We start from the raw sequence: 2,451 nt of genomic DNA on the forward strand, positions 1-2,451 counted from the left end.
CCAGGCCGACCACGGCGACCTCGGCCACCGCGGGATGTCCGAGCAGCGCGGTCTCGATCTCGCCGGCGCCGATGCGGTAGCCGCCGGATTTGATGAGGTCGATGGACTCGCGCCCGACGATGCGATGGAAGCCGTCAGTGTCGATGACGGCCACGTCGCCGGTGCGGAACCAGCCGTCCTCGGTCCAGTCCGCCGCGGTGGCCTCGGGCCGGTTGAGGTATCCGTCGAACAGCATGGGCCCGCGCACCTGCAGGGCGCCGATGCTCTCCCCGTCGTGCGGGACGGGCGCGCCGGACTCGTCGCACAGCCGGGTCTGGACGCCACCGACCGGGGTGCCGACCCAGCCGGGCCTGCGCTCACCGTCGGCACGGGTCGACAGGGTGATCATGGTTTCGCTCATGCCGTAGCGCTCCACCGGCGGCTGCCCGGTGAGCTCGGCCAGCTTCTCGAACACCGGCACCGGCAGCGGCGCGCTGCCCGACACCAGCAGCCTGGCTTTGCCCAATTGCCGTGCCAATTCGGGCTGTTCGACGACCCGCGACCACACCGTCGGCACCCCGAAGTACAGGCTGCCGCCCGCCGCCACGTAGGCCTCCGGCGTCGGCTTGCCGGTGTGGATCACCGGGCTGCCGACCCGCAGCGGTCCGAGCAGGCCGAGGATCAGCCCGTGCACGTGGAACAGCGGAAGTCCGTGCACCAGTGTGTCTTTCCAGGTCCAGTCCCACGCCTCGGCGAGGGCGTCGAGCCCGGCGGCGATCGCCCCGCGGCTCAGCATCACGCCCTTGGGCGCCCCGGTGGTGCCCGAGGTGTAGAGGATGAAGGCCGTCGACGCGGGATCCGGTTCGGGATAGGTGTGCCAGGATCGGGCGTGCAGGCGCACCGGCACCACCGGCAGCGCGGTCCCCTCCGGCGCCGCGCCGAGCCAGGCCTGCGCACCGGAATCGCGCAGGATGTGCTCGAGTTCGGCGGCGCCGGAGTCCGGCGGCACCGGCACCACGGTCACCCCGGCGATCAGGCAGCCGACCACCGCGAGCACCGTGCGCACGGTCGGCTCGGCCAGCACCGCGACCCGGTCGGCGCGGGCGATGCGCTCGGCGACCGAGGTCGCCGCACCCAGCAGATCGGAGCGCGACAGAGTGGCATCATCGATGGTGACGGCGTCGGGAATGTCGGCCCCGGCGGCGATGGCGTTCGGATTCAGCGAGGCGAGCAGCAGCGGCGGACCGTAGGGCATCCGTCCACGCTAACGCGACGATGTTTCGGTGCTACGCGCCGCCGTCCGTTGACTCCCCGGCGACAGGATGAGAAATTCTCCATATAGTTCTCTCACCGATGAAGGGGTCAACGATGACCATCCTTGCTCGCGCACGTTCGGGTCGCATCGAACCCGCGGAATTCGACATCCGGGACTACGTCGACGGCTCGGTCGCCTTCTGGGGCGCGACCGCCAATGTGATCATGCAGCTCAGTCTGGCACCCGTCGGCTACGGCGTCGCGGAATCGCGAGTACACAGCGGCAGCATCATGCGGCATCCGGTGAAGCGAACACGCACCACCCTCACCTATCTGTCGGTGGCGCTGATGGGCACCGACGCCGATCGCGCCGCCTACCGCACCGCGATCAACGGCGCGCACAAGTACGTCCACTCCACGGCCGCGAGCCCGGTGAAGTACAACGCCTTCGACAAGAACCTGCAGCTGTGGGTGGCGGCCTGCCTGTATTGGGGCGCGGTCGACGTGCTGGACCGCGTCTACGGCCCCATCGACGATGGCATCGCCGACACCTTCTACGAGTACGCCCACCACCTCGGCACCACCCTGCAGGTGCCGAAGGCGATGTGGCCCGCCGACCGCGCCGCGTTCGACGCCTACTGGGCCGCGAATCTCCCGCTGACCAGCATCGACCCCACCATCAAGGCCTACTTCGACGATCTGCTCGACCTGAAGATGATCAGCCCGCCGCTGCGGCTGCCGTTCGCCCGGTTCCACCGCTGGTTCACCACCGGCCTGCTCCCCCAGCACATCCGCGACGAACTCGGCGTCACCTGGACCGAGCGTGACGAGCGCAAGCTGAACCGACTGATGCGCGCCGGTGGCAGGGTGTGGGGCCGGATGCCGCGGGTGATCCGCATTTTCCCGTTCAACGCGGCCCTGGCCGACATGCGCCGGCGCAACCGCAGGGGCAAGCCGCTGATCTGATCGACGCTCCCGCGCGCCTCCCCCGCTGACCTGCGACTTTCGGGTTTCATTCCCGACAATCTGATCGCCGTCGCCACAGAACCGGAGGAATGCTCGTGAGTATTCGAACACTGACAGGGTGCGTGGCGGCGGGTGGCGGCGGGGGCGCGGTCGCCCCGCCCCCCGCCCACCCCCCCCCGGGACCCCCCCCCCGGGCGCCCCCGGCCCCCCACGCGCGGCGCCCCCCCCGCGCGGGGGCGTTTTAACAAAAGA

The 2,451-nt window shown here is 70.2% G+C and carries 2 protein-coding genes; one reads left to right on the plus strand and one right to left on the minus strand.

The window, feature by feature from the left end; all coding sequences use genetic code 11:
- On the minus strand, positions 1–1,234 hold a 1,234-nt coding region (locus ACFWPJ_RS18000; protein ID WP_378852695.1), incomplete at its 3' end, for an acyl-CoA synthetase.
- Positions 1,235–1,347: 113 nt separating this feature from the next.
- Between ACFWPJ_RS18000 and ACFWPJ_RS18005 the strand changes: the two genes are divergently transcribed.
- On the plus strand, positions 1,348–2,199 hold the full coding sequence (locus tag ACFWPJ_RS18005) for an oxygenase MpaB family protein (RefSeq protein ID WP_378852697.1): 852 nt from the start codon (positions 1,348–1,350) through the stop codon (positions 2,197–2,199).
- Positions 2,200–2,451: the final 252 nt, after the last annotated feature.

It is taken from the genome of Nocardia sp. NPDC058497 (assembly GCF_042720195.1).
In the GTDB taxonomy this organism is placed as follows: Bacteria; Actinomycetota; Actinomycetes; order Mycobacteriales; family Mycobacteriaceae; genus Nocardia.